This is a genomic window from Enterobacter sp. SA197 (assembly GCF_054131575.1).
Genome location: NZ_CP096393.1, coordinates 3159227 through 3174890, shown reverse-complemented (window position 1 = coordinate 3174890; position 15664 = coordinate 3159227). Strand labels below are relative to the sequence as shown.

Here is a 15664-nt window from a genome sequence, read left to right as displayed (position 1 = left end):
GGCGAACTATGAAAATTGTATTTTTTGTACACTGTTTTTTTCCTGACCATTTTTATGGTACGGAAACCTATACGCTGGGCCTCGCAAAGCACTATCGTGCATGGGGGCACGATGTCTCTGTCGTTTCTGCTGTTTTTCAGGGTGAACCTAAGCAATCAGAGCTGATTACTCGTTATACCTGGGAAGACATTCCGGTCGTCTCTATTGATAAAAATGCGATCCCGCATTCGAGAATTAAGGAAACGTACTACCAGCCGGAAATGCGTGATGTGCTGGAAGAGGTGCTGACGGAGCTGAAGCCAGATGTTGTTCATGTCACCCATCTGATAAACCATACGTCAGTGCTGCTTGAAGTCACCGGCAAGCTTAAGATCCCCACCTATACGACGTTCACCGACTTCTTTGGTTTTTGTTTTAATAACAAACTGGAAGCGGCAAATGGGGATTTGTGCACCGGGCCGTCCCCGACGAGAGCGAACTGCGTTGCCTGTTACCTCAAAGAGTCCGCACAAAACGGTTATGCCAGTGGCTGGCTTAAAAAAGCAGCGATGCCCGCCGCGGCGACAATTATCGCCAAAGGACTGGTCGGAACCCATAAAGCCGGGATCCTCAAAAATGGTCATCTTAAAGGGCTGGCGGAGGATTTAATTCAGCGACCGGATACGCTCGCTTACCTTTATAACTCCTGGTATAAAGGGGCCGTTGCGCCCACCGCCTTCCTTAAAAAAGCTTATGAGAGTAACGGCATTACCGTGCCGATGACCAAACTGTGGTTTGGTATGGATATTGACCGCCAGGCAAAACCTGAACGCAGTCCCGACCATATTCCGGTAATAGGTTATATCGGTCAGATTGCGCCTCATAAAGGAACTGACCTTATTATTGAGGCCTTTAAACGTCTGCCTGCAAACAGCGCGGTGCTTAAAATTTATGGCCCGACCAATCAGTCGCTGAGCTATATGGAAGAGCTGTACAAAATGAGCGAGGGCGTAGAGGGTGTACACTTTATGGGCACTTTCGAGCAATCGCTCACTGCGGAGGTTTTCCGCGATCTTGATCTCTTTGTCATTCCGTCTCGCTGGTATGAAAACAGTCCTTTGGTACTGCTGAATTCCCTGGCAACTCACACGCCGGTGCTGGTTTCAGACGTAGAGGGCATGACAGAGTTTCTAACCGAAGGGGAGAATGGGTACAGTTTCAAACGTGGCGATGCCGACAGCCTTGCCGAGAAACTTGCCTATGTATTGCAAACGCCCGGGTTGCTGCGAAAACTGTCTCTGACGACAGAGTATTTGCGTACCACGGAAGTCATGGCGAAAGAAACATTTAGCCTTTACCAACTGGACTAATAAAAGACCCGGGAGTCTGCAAAGGCTTCCGGGATCATCTGTTTTCATGGTGAAGCACTGTAATCTCCCGGAGGGAAAATGAAACTTGTTGTTTTTGGCGGTGGTGGATTTATCGGATCTGCTATTTGTGAGCGGCTGCTGGCTGATGGTCATGAATTGCGCATTTTTGAGCGTCCACGCGTTCCCCCCTATCGGGTATTTGCAGAAAATGAAAAGGTTGAATGGACAACCGGCGATTTCAGCAGCACACACGATCTGCGGGATGCCATTCAGGGAATGGAAGGGGTGGTGCACCTGGTTTCCACCACGCTGCCGAAAAGCTCGAATGACGACCCGGTATATGATGTTCAGACGAACATTGTACCGACTATCACCATGCTGAATTTGATGGTGGAAATGAAGGTCTCCCGGATAGTCTTTATCTCTTCCGGCGGAACGGTCTACGGTAGCCCACAATATATTCCTATTGATGAAAAACATCCGACCGAACCCGTTGTCTCCTACGGCATTACCAAGCTGGCGATTGAGAAATACCTGCATATGTTCCATAAATTACATGGAATCAAGCCGGTCATCTTACGCGTGGCGAACCCCTATGGTGAAAGACAGCGAGTTGAAACGGCGCAGGGGGCGGTAGGCGTTTTCCTGCATCGTGCTTTACGTGGTCAGCCTATTGAAATTTGGGGTGATGGCAGCGTGCAGCGTGACTATGTTCATGTCAGCGATGTTGCTGATGCCTTTGCCAAAGCCATCGAGTATAACGGCGACAAAGAGTGCTTCAATATTAGCTCAGGGAAGGGGACGAGCCTGAATGAGTTAATTTCGATGCTCGGTGACATTATTCCTGAACCACTCGACGTTCAGTATAAACCTGGCCGAACCTTTGACCTCGATATCAGCGTTCTGTGTAATCAACTCGCCAGACAAGAATTAGGCTGGGAGCCACAGGTCAGCATGCGTGATGGCCTGTCTCGTGCCGCAGGCTGGATGAAGAAATCGCTGGAAAAATAAGCCGCGGGGAATAAGTCATCTGTAATGCGTATTTTATTAACCGTTCATCAATTTTTTCCGGATTATAAAGCAGGCACTGAAGTTCTGACGTTATCCGTTGCCAGAGAGTTGATTCGGCGCGGTCATGATGTTCGAATTTTTACCGGTTATCCTTCCACGGCAGTGCTTACGGAAGATGAACGTTTTGATGAATATGAATATGAAGGTATTCATATTTATCGCTTTCATCACGCCTATGTCCCGATGGCCGGGCAAAATTCCATGATTGAAGTGGGTTATAAAAATCAACTGGCAGTCCGCTACCTCCGGAAAATATGTGATGATTTTAAGGTTGAGCTGGTACACCATTTCCATCTTAATCGCCTGGGAATAGGGTTAATTAACTGGCTGGCCGATAACGCTATTCCACAGTTTTATACGCCAACGGATTTCTGGATGGTTTGTCCAACGGCGCAGTTACGTTTGCCAGATGGCACGTCCTGCCAGGGCCCCGATGCGCTTTCCGGAAACTGCGTTAAGCATTTCGCTTATGACGCGGTGCATGGCATTGCAGCAAAGGTTATTTCGCTCACGCCTGACCGGGTATTTGGCGAAATCGCCAGAATAACGCGCGGCGCAAAGGTGCTTCAGTATCCGATGAGTAACGAGGTGCGGGCAGTCACGTCTCGTTTAGCGTCAACCGTGGGTGCGCTGAATCGTCTGCAGGGTATTGTGGCGCCAAACCAATTTATGTATGACCTTTTTCAGCGCTATGGTGTTGAGACGCATCGCCTGCATGAGTCTGCGTTCGGCATTGAGTGTGAGCCTGTCAGCACCCTTGTACCGGTGAAAGAAACGCAACCCGGTTCGCCCCTGAGATTAGGCTTTATTGGGACGCTGGCGCCCCACAAGGGCTGTCACGTATTAATAAAAGCGTTAAATCATCTTGAGCCGGGCGTGGCGACCTTAAAGATTTATGGGAATGGTGATGAGTTCCCTGAGTATCTGGAAGAGCTTGACGCGCTTACCAAAGGTAATGAAGCCATTACCTTCTGCGGCACCTTTCCTAACAACCGGATGACCGACATTCTTCAGGAGCTGGATATCCTGATCATTCCCTCAGTCTGGTTTGAAAATACGCCTTTAGTTATCTATTCGGCCCAACAGGCAAAATGTCCGGTCATCGGTTCGGATATGCCGGGCATTTCAGCCGTTATCACGCATGGCGTAAACGGGCTTTTGTTTGAGGCCGGAAGTGAACAGGATCTGGCGAGAAAAATAACAGAGGCGCAAACCATAGGGATCGCCACATTAAGTAATAATGCCGTCCCTCCCAAAACGACGGCGTATTACGTGGATGAACTGAGCGGAATTTGGAGGGTATAAGGTTTTGTTTTCTGGCGCTTGTCTGCCAGTGTGCCTTACGTCTTTTATCTAAATCTGCGTAATCTGTACGAACTGCTCTTTCGGCGAGCAGCTATGACTATCGCTGGCGGACAGTATTGAGTTAACATTCCTGATACTTATACCCGGCCATCTGTTTCAGTCCGGGCGATCACACCTGACAGGAGTATGTAATGTCCAAGCAACAAATCGGCGTTGTTGGTATGGCAGTGATGGGGCGCAACCTGGCGCTTAACATTGAAAGTCGTGGCTATACCGTTTCCGTTTTCAACCGCTCCCGCGATAAAACCGAAGAAGTTATTGCTGAAAACCCTGGCAAGAAACTGGTTCCTTTCTTTACCGTTCAGGAGTTTGTTGAATCCCTCGAAACACCTCGCCGCATCCTGTTAATGGTTAAAGCAGGTGCAGGCACCGATGCGGCGATCGATTCTCTGAAGCCGTATCTTGATAAAGGCGACATCATCATTGATGGTGGTAACACCTTCTTCCAGGACACTATTCGTCGTAACCGTGAACTCTCTGCTGAAGGCTTTAACTTCATCGGTACCGGCGTTTCCGGCGGTGAAGAGGGGGCACTGAAAGGCCCATCAATCATGCCTGGCGGTCAGAAAGAAGCCTACGAGCTGGTCGCTCCGATCCTGACTAAAATTGCTGCGATTGCAGAAGATGGCGAACCCTGCGTAACCTATATCGGCGCTGACGGTGCGGGTCACTACGTGAAAATGGTTCATAACGGGATTGAGTACGGTGACATGCAGTTGATCGCCGAAGCTTACTCCCTGCTCAAAGGCGGTCTGAACCTGACCAATGAAGAGCTGGCGGAAACCTTCAGCGAGTGGAATAAAGGTGAGCTGAGCAGCTACCTGATTGATATCACCAAAGACATCTTCACTAAAAAAGATGAAGAGGGTAAATACCTGGTTGATGTGATTCTGGATGAAGCGGCGAACAAAGGCACCGGTAAATGGACCAGCCAGAGCTCCCTGGATCTCGGTGAACCGCTCTCCCTGATAACGGAATCCGTCTTCGCTCGCTACATCTCCTCTCTGAAAGAGCAGCGTGTCGCGGCCTCTAAGGTGCTGACTGGCCCGCAGGCTAAACCTGCTGGTGACAAAGCTGAGTTTGTTGAGAAAGTCCGTCGTGCACTCTACCTGGGTAAAATCGTCTCTTACGCACAGGGCTTCTCGCAGCTGCGTGCCGCCTCTGACGAAAACAACTGGGATCTGAACTACGGTGAAATCGCGAAGATCTTCCGCGCCGGTTGTATTATCCGCGCCCAGTTCCTGCAGAAAATTACCGATGCATACGCGCAGACTCCAGCTATTGCTAACCTGCTGCTGGCGCCTTACTTCAAGCAGATCGCTGACGAGTACCAGCAGGCGCTGCGTGATGTCGTGGCTTACGCTGTACAGAACGGCATTCCGGTTCCGACTTTCGGCGCTGCAGTGGCCTACTATGACAGCTACCGTGCTGCGGTACTGCCAGCCAACCTGATTCAGGCACAGCGTGACTATTTCGGTGCGCACACCTACAAGCGTACTGATAAAGATGGCGTATTCCACACGGAATGGCTGGATTAATTTTCCGCTGTAACGACCTGGCGTTTTAAATCGAAGACCATCCGCAAGGATGGTCTTTTTTTTCAGGTTCGCTATACCCTGTTAATGCACATTCCTGAATGAAACCGAATTTCGTATCGCTGAGCCGGTCTGGCTTCACTGCGTTCAGCGTATTTTATTACTAAGGCTTGCTGATGCGTCGCAATAATATATTTGAGTTTTATGTGATTCAGGGTGTTTATATTTGATGGGTTTATATTTTCGCGCAGGAATGCGAAGCCCTCGCCGGATAACAATATTTTAAGCCCGCCTCTTTCGCGCCTGTTTTTACAGTGCAACGTTTTTTTATGATATTTCGTGAATTTACTCTGCCGCCACAACACACCTGGCCTTTATGCGCACTGAATGAAAACAATTTATTGCATATTGCGGAGATTTTTATTCGGTAAATTCTTATAATATCGCTGTTTTCTTGACACTTACTACCAGCGGGGGTAGAACCCTCGATAGTAACATTGATCTGGCAACGAGAGTTCGTTCGCCCTAAACCTAAACCACATAAGTTGCTTATCTAATGAAAATAACCATCTCCGGAACCGGTTACGTTGGCTTATCAAACGGTATTCTGATTGCGCAGAACCACGAGGTTGTGGCGCTGGATATTGTTCAGGCCAAAGTTGACATGCTTAATCAGAAGATCTCCCCGATAGTGGACAAGGAAATCCAGGAGTATTTACAGAATAAGCCGCTCAACTTTCGAGCAACCACTGACAAGCATGACGCCTATCGTGATGCGGATTATGTCATCATCGCCACGCCAACGGACTACGATCCCAAAAACAACTACTTCAACACCTCCAGCGTAGAATCCGTTATCCGCGATGTTCACCACATCAACCCGAACGCCGTAATGATCATTAAATCCACCATCCCGGTGGGTTTCACCCAGTCTGTCAAAGAAGAGCTGGGCATCGACAATGTCATCTTCTCGCCAGAATTTCTGCGTGAAGGTAAGGCTCTGTACGATAACCTCCACCCGTCGCGTATCGTCATCGGGGAGCGCTCCGAACGTGCTGAGCGCTTTGCTGCTCTGCTGCAGGAAGGTGCTATCAAGAAAGATATCGATGTGCTGTTCACCGGCTCTACCGAAGCTGAAGCAATCAAACTCTTCGCCAACACCTATCTTGCGATGCGCGTCGCGTACTTTAATGAACTCGACAGCTATGCAGAGACGCTGGGGCTGGACACGCGCCAGATTATTGAAGGGGTATGTCTGGATCCGCGTATTGGCAACCATTACAACAACCCTTCATTCGGCTACGGCGGTTACTGTCTTCCGAAGGATACGAAGCAGCTGCTGGCGAACTATCAGTCGGTGCCGAACAACCTTATCTCCGCGATTGTGGATGCCAACCGTACGCGTAAAGACTTTATCGCCGACTCCATCCTGGCAAAACGTCCGAAAGTGGTGGGGGTCTATCGACTCATTATGAAGAGCGGCTCGGATAACTTCCGCGCCTCCTCCATTCAGGGGATCATGAAACGCATTAAGGCCAAAGGCGTACAGGTTATCGTCTATGAGCCAGTGATGCAGGAAGAGGAGTTCTTCCATTCCCGTGTGGTACGTGATCTGGAAGCCTTCAAACAGGAAGCGGACGTCATTATCTCAAACCGTATGGCGCCAGAGCTTTCTGACGTGGCGGAGAAAGTCTATACCCGCGATCTTTTCGGCAACGACTAAGCCATAAACCGCTCCAAAGAAAACGGCCCGTCAGGGCCGTTTTTTTATACCTGATAAAAAGCGCGATACCAGTCAACAAAGTTTTTCACGCCCTGTTTCACCGAGGTCTGAGGTTTGAAACCAATCACGCTGTACAGCGCTTTGGTGTCCGCGCTGGTTTCCAGCACATCGCCAGGCTGGATAGGCAGCATATTTTTCTGAGCTTCGATGCCGACCGCCTCTTCCAGTGCGGTAATGTAATCCATCAGTTCAACCGGGGAGCTATTGCCGATGTTGTAAACACGGTATGGCGCGGAACTGGTCGCCGGGGTACCTTCCTCAACGCTCCATTGAGGGTCCGCCTGCGGGATAACATCCTGTAAACGGATAATGGCTTCGGCAATGTCATCAATGTAGGTGAAGTCACGCTTCATTTTGCCGTAGTTATAGACGTCAATACTTTTGCCTTCGAGCATCGCTTTGGTGAATTTGAACAGCGCCATGTCCGGGCGGCCCCACGGACCATAAACGGTGAAGAAGCGCAGACCGGTAGTCGGCAAACCGTACAGATGGGAGTAGGTGTGAGACATCAGTTCGTTGGCTTTTTTGGTCGCGGCGTAGAGTGATACCGGGTGGTCAACGGTGTCGTCCGTCGAGAATGGCATCTTACGGTTCAGACCATAGACCGAGCTGGAGGAGGCATACAGCAGGTGACCTACTCGATTATGACGGCAACCTTCCAGTACGTTCAGATGACCGATAAGGTTGGCATCAGCATAGGCATGCGGGTTCTCCAGTGAATAACGCACCCCAGCCTGTGCGGCTAAATGGATGACGCGATCAAATTTCCCGTCGGCAAACAGCCGGGCCATGCCTTCACGATCCGCCAGATCAAGTTTCTTAAAGCTGAAGTGTGCTGACGTCAGGCGATCCAGTCGTGCCTGTTTGAGGCTGACATCATAGTAATCATTAAGGTTATCTATCCCTGTGACCTGATGGCCAGCCTGCAAAAGACGCTCGCTGACATGAAAACCAATAAAGCCCGCCGCGCCGGTGACCAGAAATTTCATCTTCAACCTCAATATTTGGTGGTACTAAACATGCAGCGTTTTATGGCAAACGCTGAACCAGTCGGACGATCATACCTGCTACCGGGAAGAAAGATAACTGTTTATTAGCGAAGGGAAGAGGGGAGCGCGAGGCTCCCCGCAGGGTTATTTGTGACGGTTACGCAGGTTTTCAATCACCGCCGTCAGGTCAAGATCCTGATCCTGCAACAGGACCAGCAGGTGATAGACCAGGTCGGAGGCTTCATTGGTCAGTTCAGCACGGTCATTCACCGTGGCGGCAAGCGCGGTTTCCACGCCTTCTTCACCCACCTTTTGCGCAATACGCTTGGTCCCACTGGCGTACAGTTTTGCGGTGTAAGAGCTGGCCGGGTCGGCAGTTTTACGCTCAGCCAGCAGCTTTTCAAGCTGGTAGAGAAACAACCACTGATGGCGGGTATCGCCAAAGCAGCTTGAGCTGCCGGTGTGGCAGGTAGGGCCAACAGGGTTTGCGAGGACCAGCAGCGTGTCGTTATCGCAATCCGGGGCAATGCTCACCAGATTCAGGAAATGGCCTGAGCTTTCGCCCTTGGTCCACAGGCGGCCTTTCGACCGCGAGAAGAAGGTGACTTTGCCGGTTTCCTGGGTTTTTGCCAGCGCGGCTTTATCCATATAACCCAGCATCAGTACTTCGCCAGACACCGCGTGCTGCACGATGGCAGGCATCAGCCCGTCGGTTTTTTCCCAGTCCAGTTGGCTGAGTTGAAGCTCCGTTAACATACCCTTATCTCCACACCCTGACTTGCCAGGTAAAGTTTTAATTCAGCAATATTAATGATTTGTTTATGGAACACGGACGCTGCCAGCGCACCGTCCACGTCCGCATCGCGAAAGGCTTCGAGGAAATGCTCCATCGTGCCCGCGCCGCCGGAGGCAATCAGAGGCACATGGCAGACCTCGCGCACTTTCTTCAGTTGCTCCAGATCGTAGCCGTTGCGCACGCCATCCTGGTTCATCATATTCAAGACGATTTCACCTGCGCCGCGCTTTTGCACTTCCTGTACCCAGTCCAGCGTTTCCCACTGGGTCACCCGGGTGCGGCTTTCGTCGCCGGTATACTGATTGACGTGATATTTACCGGTCGCCTCATCAAACCAGGTATCAATGCCGACCACGATACACTGTACGCCGAAGCGATCTGCCAGACGGGTAATTAACTCCGGGTCGGCCAGCGCCGGGGAGTTAATAGAGATCTTGTCCGCGCCGAAAGAGAGAATTTTTGCCGCCTCTTCAACAGACTTAATGCCGCCCGCTACGCAGAAGGGAATGTCGATCACTTCTGCTACGCGCGACACCCAGCTTTTATCAACCACACGGCCATCGCTGGAGGCGGTGATATCATAAAAAACCAGTTCGTCGGCACCTTCCTCTGCATAGCGTTTGGCCAGCGGAACGATATCACCAATAATTTCGTGGTTGCGGAACTGCACGCCTTTTACCACCTGACCATCGCGTACATCAAGACAAGGAATTATCCGTTTTGCCAGCATTGGATAGCCTCCGTTACGGTGAATTTACCTTCCAGCAGGGCGCGACCGACGATCACCCCCTGAACACCCGTATTGCGCAGAGCGGCAACATCGTTGATGTCGCCAATCCCGCCGGAGGACTGGAAAGCGACCTGTGGATAGCGCGCGCAGACCTCTTCATATAAAGAGACGTTTGACCCGGCGAGCGTACCGTCGCGGGAGATATCAGTGCACAGCACGTGCCTGAGGCCAACCGGCAGATAGGTCTCCACCAGCGCTTCCAGCGAGACGCCGGAATCTTCCTGCCAGCCGCTGACCGCAACCTGTTTCTTGCCCTCTGCATCAATGCGTACGTCAAGCGCCAGTACCAGCGCCTCGGCACCAAAACGTTCAAACCAGCCTTTTACCACCTCCGGCGATTTCACCGCCGTTGAGCCGACCACAACGCGTGCCACGCCCGCTTCAAGCAGGGCTGCAACATCTTCTTCAGTACGCACGCCGCCGCCAACCTGTACTGGGACAGTAACGCCGGCGACAAGGGTTTTAATCAGTGGGATCTGGCGACGCGTCGGATCTTTTGCGCCGGTTAAATCCACCAGGTGCAGCACGGCTGCGCCCTGCGCGGCATAATCCTGTAAGCGGGGGAGGGGATCGGTGCCGTAATCACGCTGCTGACCATAATCCCCCTGGTGCAGACGCACCACGGTGCCGTCAATTAAATCTAATGCAGGAATAATCATTACATCTCCAGGAAGTTTTTCAGCAGCTGTGCGCCTGCACGGCCTGAGCGTTCCGGGTGGAATTGCACGCCGTAGAAGTTGTCTTTTTGCACGGCGGCAGTAAAGGGGGCACCGTAATGGCACTGCGCGATGGTGTAAGGGTTGACCGGCATGGCATAGCTGTGCACGAAGTAGAAATATTCACCGTCTTCAATGCCCTGAAAAAGACGATTACCGGCTTTCGGGTAGACGCGATTCCAGCCCATGTGCGGCAGCGGCAAGCCAACGTCGACCATCTTCGGCACCTCTTCTTCAATGATGCCCAGCAGGTCGACGCCTGTATTCTCTTCGCTAAAACGGCCAAGCAACTGCATACCCAGACAGATGCCCAGTACCGGCTGGGTGCAGGCTTTTATCAGGTCGATAAGATCGCGCTCACGTAGCTGATCCATCGCTGCCTGTGCCGTGCCAACACCAGGCAGGAACAGCTTATCTGCACGCAGTACCACGTCGGGATCGCGACTCACCAGCGGTTCATAACCGTGGCGGGAGACGGCGGATTTAACCGAGTTGAGGTTGGCGCAACCGGTGTCCAGAATCACCACATTCATCACAGCACTCCTTTTGAAGAAGGCAGGGTATCGCCCTCAACGCGGATCGCCTGGCGTAGGGTGCGGCCAAAGGCTTTAAAGAGACTCTCAACGCGGTGGTGATCGTTTTTGCCTTTGGTTTTCAGGTGCAGCGTGGCACCCATCGTATAGGAGAGCGAGCTGAAGAAATGTTCCACCATCTCGGTACTCAAATCGCCGACGCGCTGGTAGGCAAATTCGGCTTTATACTCCAGGTGCGGGCGGCCAGAGATGTCGAGCGCACAACGCGCCAGGCACTCATCCATTGGCAGGACGAAGCCAAAACGGTTGATACCGCGCTTGTCACCCAGCGCTTTCCTCAGCGCTTCACCCAGTGCCAGGCCCGTGTCTTCCACGGTGTGGTGATCGTCAATGTAGAGATCGCCATTCACCGTGATGGCCATGCGAAAACCGCCGTGGGTAGCAATCTGATCCAGCATGTGATCAAAGAAACCGACGCCGGTTTTGATCTTGCTGCCGCCTTCTCTGTCCAGCCACACCTGCACGTCAATCTGCGTCTCTTTCGTGTTGCGCAGAACCTGTGCGTAGCGGTCGCGCCGGGTCAACTGGTCAACAATCATTGTCCAGTTCAGCGTCTCGCGATTATAACGCAGGCCGGTGATGCCCATATTTTCGGCCAGTTCAAGGTCGGTCTGACGGTCACCGATGACGTAGCTGTTCGCTTTGTCCAGCGCCTGCTCAACCAGCCAGCGCTCAACCAGCTGCACTTTCGGCTTGCGACAGTCGCAGTTGTCCGCCGGCAGATGCGGGCAAATCAGCACCTCTTCGAAGGTCACACCCTGCGAAGTAAAAATCTGCATCATCAGATTGTGCGGGCCGTCGAACTCCGCCTGCGGGAAGCTTGCGGTGCCCAGCCCGTCCTGATTGGTTATCATCACCAGCTTAAAGCCCGCTTTTTGCAGTTTCAGCAGCGCGGTAATGGCTTCTGGCTCAAAGGCCAGTTTGTCAAAACGGTCAACCTGATAGTCACTCGGTGGTTCAGAGATCAGGGTGCCATCACGGTCAATAAAAAGGTACTTCTGGCTCATACAGACTCCGCACGTAAAGCGTCAATGACGCGCTGGCTCTCTTCGCGGGTGCCGATAGTAATGCGCAGGCAGCCACTTAAGGTGGGTTGTTTATTTTGGTCACGCAGGATAATGCCCTGATCCCACAGTGATTTAAAGACGGCGCTGGAGGCAACAAAGCGCACCAGAATATAGTTAGTGTCGGAGCTGAATACCGTCTCTACGCAAGGAATGTCGCGCAGGGCGTTGGCCAGGAATTCACGTTCTTCAACGATTTGTGCAACCCGCTGGCGCATGGCCACCAGCCCTTCAGGACTCAACGCCTGGGCGGCAATGTCAGCGACCGGTGTAGAAAGCGGATAGGGGGCAATCACTTTCATCAGCATGGCAATCACCTCGGCATTCGCCAGGGTGAAGCCACAGCGCAGACCGGCCAGCGCAAAGGCTTTTGAGAGCGTACGCAGAATCACCAGGTGCGGATATTCGCTCAACCAGCCGGTGAGTGTCGCCTGTGGGCAAAATTCAATATAGGCTTCGTCAGCCACCACCAGTGCTTTACCGCGGGTCATCTCAAGAACATCACGAATATCCTGCGGGTTAATGATCTGCCCGGTCGGGTTGTTCGGGCTGCAGATGTAAACCAGTTTAACGTTATCCAACTGGCTGGAGATGCTCTCCAGATCCAGTTGCCAGTCGTCCTTCGTCAGCGCAGTGCGATACTCCACCCCAAAGGTTTCTGCGCTGACGCTGTACATCCCGTACGTTGGTGGACAGAACAAGATGGCATCTTTGCCTGGTTCACAAAAGGCGCGAATCAGCAGTTCGATACCTTCATCCGCCCCGCGACAGACCAGCACCTGATCGCTGTTGAGCCCGGCATAGCGGGCATAATGTTCAATCACCGCTTTCGGCTGGCCTTCCGGATAGCGATTCAGGGTCTGTTGCGATAAATCAAAGTTCACCGCCGTCGGGAATTCATTGGCGTTCAGCCAGACATCACCCTTACCACCCAGACGGCGCGCTGACTGGTACGGGGTCAGGGCACGAACGTTGGCGCGAGCCAGTTCCTCAATACTCATGCTTGCTCCTTAAGGGCGTTAACGCGCAGGGTGACGGCGTTTTTGTGGGCGGTCAGCAGTTCAGCCGCTGCCAGCGTTTCAATGGTCGGGGCGAGTGCGGCAAAGCCTTCACGCGAGAGCTCCTGTACGGTCATGCGCTTCTGGAAGTCCGCCAGCCCAAGGCTGGAGCAGGTTGCCGTATAACCGTAGGTCGGTAGCACATGGTTGGTGCCGGAGGCATAATCACCCGCCGATTCCGGTGACCAGTCGCCCAAAAAGACGGAGCCAGCGCTGGTGATATCATCGACCAGGTCGCGTGCATTGCGGGTCTGAATAATCAAATGCTCCGGGCCGTACTGGTTGGAAATCTGCACGCACTGCGCCAGGTCTTTGGTAATAATCAGGCGGCTCGCGGAGAGCGCCTTGCGTGCCGTTTCCGCACGCGGCAGGTCGGCTAACTGGCGTTCAACGGCGTCGGCTACCGCACGTGCCATGCTGGCATCCGGCGTGAGCAAAATCACCTGTGAATCGGGGCCGTGTTCGGCCTGAGAAAGCAGGTCAGAGGCGACGAAATCAGGCGTCGCACCGCTGTCAGCAATCACCAGCACTTCAGACGGGCCGGCAGGCATATCAATGGCGGCACCGTCCAGACGCTGACTTACCTGACGTTTGGCTTCGGTCACGAATGCGTTGCCAGGACCAAAGATTTTGTCCACTTTCGGAACGGATTCGGTGCCAAAGGCCAGGGCCGCAATCGCTTGCGCACCGCCGACTTTAAACACCTCCTGTACCCCGCAAAGTTGCGCGGCATACAAAATCTCATCGGCAATCGGTGGCGGGGAGCACAGCACGACGTTTTTACAACCCGCGATGCGCGCAGGGGTTGCCAGCATCAGCACGGTTGAAAAGAGCGGGGCGGAGCCGCCGGGAATGTAGAGACCCACCGAGGCGACAGGGCGGGTCACCTGCTGGCAACGCACGCCGGGTAGGGTTTCGACATCCACGGTCTGTAATTGCTGGGCCACGTGGAAGGTGTCGATATTCTTCACCGCCACGGCCATCGCCTGTTTAATATCATCGCTTAAGCGCGCGCTGGCGTCGGCGATTTCCTGGGCGGTGACTTTCAGGTCAGTGACATCCGTTTTATCAAATTTTGCACTGTATTCGCGCAGGGCGCTGTCGCCACGGGCAGTGACGTTTTCGAGTATTTCCGCCACCGTGCGGGTTATGCTTTCGGAGGCCGACATTGCCGGGCGCATAAGTAGCGCGCGCTGCTGTTCGGGGCTGCAGCCGTTCCAGTCGATGAGGGTGTTAAAGCTCATAAGTGTTTTCCTTTATTGTAAGCGCCTGAGGCCCACTCACGTTAAACCCGTTGGCCCGGCGCATTTTCACCGGGCGTAAAGGCAGGGTTATTCCATCATCTTCTCAATCGGCAGAACCAGAATGGAGCTGGCACCCAGTGCTTTGAGTTTTTCCATAGTTTCCCAGAACAGGGTCTCGCTGCTCACCATGTGCATGGCGACGCGCTGCTGGTCACCTGCCAGCGGCAGAATAGTCGGGCGTTCAGCGCCCGGTAGCAGAGCAATCACTTCGTCCAGGCGCTCGGTAGGCGCATGCATCATGATGTACTTCGATTCACGGGCCTGAATCACACCCTGAATACGGGTAAGCAGTTTGTTGATGAGCTGCTGTTTGGCATCGTCCATTTCACCGTCACGTTGGATCAGGCAGGCCTTGGAGCGGTAAATGACTTCCACCTCCCGCAGACCATTGGCTTCAAGGGTAGCCCCTGTCGAGACGAGGTCGCAGATAGCGTCCGCCAGTCCAGCGCGCGGCGCGACTTCAACAGAACCGTTTAACAGACAGGATTTAAAGGAGACGCCTTTCTGATCCAGATAGCGTTTGAGCAGGTGCGGATAGGAGGTGGCAATACGTTTGCCATCAAGCCCCGCCGGGCCGTCCCAGACTTCATCTACGTTGGTCGCCAGTGACAGGCGGCAGCCACCAAAGTCGAGACGACGAAGGGTGAAATAACGAGGATCTTCTCCCTGAGCGCGGCGGGTCAGCAGCTCTTCTTCCAGCACGTTCTCGCCGATAATACCCAGATCAACCACGCCATCCATGACCAGCCCTGGAATGTCGTCGTCACGCACGCGCAGAATATCAATCGGCATATTTTCGGCCAGAGCAATCAGACGCTGGGTGTGCAGGTTGATTTTAATGCCACAGCGGGCGAGTAATTCGCGGGACTCTTCGCTAAGTCGGCCAGATTTCTGAATAGCTATGCGTAAACGGCTGTTGTCTAACATTCTGTTGTCCTCGTTATCCTGCTAAATTTGGTTCAAAAAAAAGCCCCCGGAAGATGATCTTCCGGGGGCTTTTTTCTGCGTTCATGCACCACTGGAAGATTTTATCGTCTCCCAGCACACATCGCCTGAAAGACTAGTCAGGATGATGATGATGGTGGTGAAGTTTAATCTGAACGCTTGTCATAAAAATCTCGTTGAATGCTTATTCACATTGATGTCGTTTAACCTAAACCACTTTTGCCTACGAAGGCAAGGGCTTTTTTACATCATTAAATGATTTCATATTCAGGGTATGAATTGTCAGTTCTGCCCCGCTGGCGTAGC

At 52.7% G+C, this 15664-nt stretch carries 15 protein-coding genes and 1 other annotated feature; of the genes, 5 read left to right on the top strand and 10 right to left on the bottom strand.

The window, feature by feature from the left end; translation table 11 throughout:
• The first annotated feature begins 8 nt into the window (after positions 1-8).
• The 5 genes from M1D91_RS15095 (at position 9) to ugd (ending at position 7043) form a co-directional block, all read left to right on the top strand.
• On the top strand, positions 9-1349 hold the full coding sequence (locus M1D91_RS15095; protein ID WP_437431459.1) for a glycosyltransferase family 4 protein: 1341 nt from the start codon (positions 9-11) through the stop codon (positions 1347-1349).
• A 78-nt stretch (positions 1350-1427) separates the two neighbouring features.
• Positions 1428-2360, top strand: a complete 933-nt coding sequence (locus M1D91_RS15090) for an NAD-dependent epimerase/dehydratase family protein (protein ID WP_437431458.1) — start codon at positions 1428-1430, stop codon at positions 2358-2360.
• A 24-nt stretch (positions 2361-2384) separates the two neighbouring features.
• Positions 2385-3725, top strand: a complete 1341-nt coding sequence (locus tag M1D91_RS15085) for a glycosyltransferase (RefSeq protein ID WP_437431457.1) — start codon at positions 2385-2387, stop codon at positions 3723-3725.
• Between the two features lie 191 nt (positions 3726-3916).
• Positions 3917-5323, top strand: coding sequence for an NADP-dependent phosphogluconate dehydrogenase (gene gndA, locus M1D91_RS15080; RefSeq protein ID WP_437431456.1), 1407 nt, complete (start codon positions 3917-3919; stop codon positions 5321-5323).
• A gap of 553 nt (positions 5324-5876) precedes the next feature.
• Positions 5877-7043 (top strand): UDP-glucose 6-dehydrogenase, encoded by a 1167-nt coding sequence (gene ugd / locus M1D91_RS15075; protein WP_437431455.1) that lies wholly within the window; start codon positions 5877-5879, stop codon positions 7041-7043.
• A gap of 44 nt (positions 7044-7087) precedes the next feature.
• On the opposite strand, the gene M1D91_RS15070 is transcribed toward ugd, so the two are convergent.
• The 10 genes from M1D91_RS15070 to hisL all read right to left on the bottom strand — a co-directional run bounded on the left by M1D91_RS15070 (position 7088) and on the right by hisL (position 15524).
• Positions 7088-8092, bottom strand: coding sequence for an NAD-dependent epimerase (locus M1D91_RS15070; RefSeq protein WP_437431454.1), 1005 nt, complete (start codon positions 8090-8092; stop codon positions 7088-7090).
• Between the two features lie 144 nt (positions 8093-8236).
• Entirely contained in the window at positions 8237-8848 is a 612-nt protein-coding gene (gene hisIE / locus M1D91_RS15065) for a bifunctional phosphoribosyl-AMP cyclohydrolase/phosphoribosyl-ATP diphosphatase HisIE (protein WP_437431453.1), read from the bottom strand.
• Positions 8842-9618, bottom strand: coding sequence for an imidazole glycerol phosphate synthase subunit HisF (hisF, locus tag M1D91_RS15060; protein WP_437431452.1), 777 nt, complete (start codon positions 9616-9618; stop codon positions 8842-8844). Before hisF ends, hisIE begins: the two co-directional genes overlap by 7 nt.
• The gene (gene hisA / locus M1D91_RS15055) at positions 9600-10337 is read right to left on the bottom strand and encodes a 1-(5-phosphoribosyl)-5-[(5-phosphoribosylamino)methylideneamino]imidazole-4-carboxamide isomerase (RefSeq protein ID WP_437431451.1); all 738 of its coding nucleotides are present in this window, start codon (positions 10335-10337) and stop codon (positions 9600-9602) included. The genes hisF and hisA overlap by 19 nt, the downstream gene beginning before the upstream one ends.
• Positions 10337-10927 (bottom strand): imidazole glycerol phosphate synthase subunit HisH, encoded by a 591-nt coding sequence (gene hisH, locus M1D91_RS15050; RefSeq protein ID WP_437431450.1) that lies wholly within the window; start codon positions 10925-10927, stop codon positions 10337-10339. Before hisH ends, hisA begins: the two co-directional genes overlap by 1 nt.
• Entirely contained in the window at positions 10927-11994 is a 1068-nt protein-coding gene (hisB, locus tag M1D91_RS15045) for a bifunctional histidinol-phosphatase/imidazoleglycerol-phosphate dehydratase HisB (RefSeq protein WP_437431449.1), read from the bottom strand. The genes hisH and hisB overlap by 1 nt, the downstream gene beginning before the upstream one ends.
• Entirely contained in the window at positions 11991-13052 is a 1062-nt protein-coding gene (gene hisC, locus M1D91_RS15040) for a histidinol-phosphate transaminase (protein ID WP_437431448.1), read from the bottom strand. Before hisC ends, hisB begins: the two co-directional genes overlap by 4 nt.
• Positions 13049-14353: a histidinol dehydrogenase gene (gene hisD, locus M1D91_RS15035; RefSeq protein WP_437431447.1), complete on the bottom strand. Its 1305-nt coding sequence runs from the start codon at positions 14351-14353 to the stop codon at positions 13049-13051. The genes hisC and hisD overlap by 4 nt, the downstream gene beginning before the upstream one ends.
• 87 nt (positions 14354-14440) lie before the next feature.
• On the bottom strand, positions 14441-15340 hold the full coding sequence (gene hisG, locus M1D91_RS15030; protein ID WP_437431446.1) for an ATP phosphoribosyltransferase: 900 nt from the start codon (positions 15338-15340) through the stop codon (positions 14441-14443).
• Positions 15341-15374: 34 nt separating this feature from the next.
• Positions 15375-15498 (bottom strand) — a sequence feature (His leader region).
• Entirely contained in the window at positions 15474-15524 is a 51-nt protein-coding gene (gene hisL / locus M1D91_RS15025) for a his operon leader peptide (RefSeq protein ID WP_437431529.1), read from the bottom strand. Its footprint overlaps the feature before it by 25 nt.
• Positions 15525-15664: the final 140 nt, after the last annotated feature.

Excerpts from the sequence above, each read along its gene's own strand:
- M1D91_RS15095 (WP_437431459.1), top strand. The coding sequence starts at position 9 with ATGAAAATTGTATTTTTTGTACACTGTTTTTTTCCTGACCATTTTTAT.
- M1D91_RS15090 (WP_437431458.1), top strand. The coding sequence starts at position 1,428 with ATGAAACTTGTTGTTTTTGGCGGTGGTGGATTTATCGGATCTGCTATT.
- ugd (WP_437431455.1), top strand. The coding sequence starts at position 5,877 with ATGAAAATAACCATCTCCGGAACCGGTTACGTTGGCTTATCAAACGGT.
- hisG (WP_437431446.1), bottom strand. The coding sequence starts at position 15,340 with ATGTTAGACAACAGCCGTTTACGCATAGCTATTCAGAAATCTGGCCGA.
- hisA (WP_437431451.1), bottom strand. The coding sequence starts at position 10,337 with ATGATTATTCCTGCATTAGATTTAATTGACGGCACCGTGGTGCGTCTG.
- hisH (WP_437431450.1), bottom strand. The coding sequence starts at position 10,927 with ATGAATGTGGTGATTCTGGACACCGGTTGCGCCAACCTCAACTCGGTT.
- gndA (WP_437431456.1), top strand. The coding sequence starts at position 3,917 with ATGTCCAAGCAACAAATCGGCGTTGTTGGTATGGCAGTGATGGGGCGC.
- hisIE (WP_437431453.1), bottom strand. The coding sequence starts at position 8,848 with ATGTTAACGGAGCTTCAACTCAGCCAACTGGACTGGGAAAAAACCGAC.
- hisF (WP_437431452.1), bottom strand. The coding sequence starts at position 9,618 with ATGCTGGCAAAACGGATAATTCCTTGTCTTGATGTACGCGATGGTCAG.
- hisD (WP_437431447.1), bottom strand. The coding sequence starts at position 14,353 with ATGAGCTTTAACACCCTCATCGACTGGAACGGCTGCAGCCCCGAACAG.
- hisC (WP_437431448.1), bottom strand. The coding sequence starts at position 13,052 with ATGAGTATTGAGGAACTGGCTCGCGCCAACGTTCGTGCCCTGACCCCG.
- M1D91_RS15085 (WP_437431457.1), top strand. The coding sequence starts at position 2,385 with ATGCGTATTTTATTAACCGTTCATCAATTTTTTCCGGATTATAAAGCA.
- hisB (WP_437431449.1), bottom strand. The coding sequence starts at position 11,994 with ATGAGCCAGAAGTACCTTTTTATTGACCGTGATGGCACCCTGATCTCT.
- M1D91_RS15070 (WP_437431454.1), bottom strand. The coding sequence starts at position 8,092 with ATGAAATTTCTGGTCACCGGCGCGGCGGGCTTTATTGGTTTTCATGTC.